At 69.2% G+C, this 227-nt stretch carries 1 protein-coding gene; it reads right to left on the minus strand.

All coding sequences use genetic code 11. From position 1 onward, the window contains the following. Positions 1-227 (minus strand): isoleucine--tRNA ligase (locus H2O73_RS24505; protein WP_182110862.1); only part of this gene is annotated, 227 nt, incomplete at both ends.

The following is a 227-nucleotide window of genomic DNA, read 5'->3' on the forward strand; positions in this document are numbered from 1 at the left end:
GTCATCGGCAACCCATGCTTGACCCCGATGGCGTAGTCGTCATCGCCGTGGCTGGGCGCGGTATGCACGAAGCCGGTCCCGGCATCGTCGGTCACATGGTCCCCGGCCAGAAGCGGCACATCGAAATCCCACTCGCCCCCGGCCCCCTCGGCACCGGCGAAGGGGTGGGCACAGGTCACGCGGCTCAACTCCCCGGCAGTGACATCGCGCCGCCGGGTGAACCCTTC

The sequence above is a fragment of the Vibrio marinisediminis genome (assembly GCF_014050145.1).
GTDB classification, from domain to species: domain Bacteria; phylum Pseudomonadota; class Gammaproteobacteria; order Enterobacterales; family Vibrionaceae; genus Vibrio; species Vibrio marinisediminis.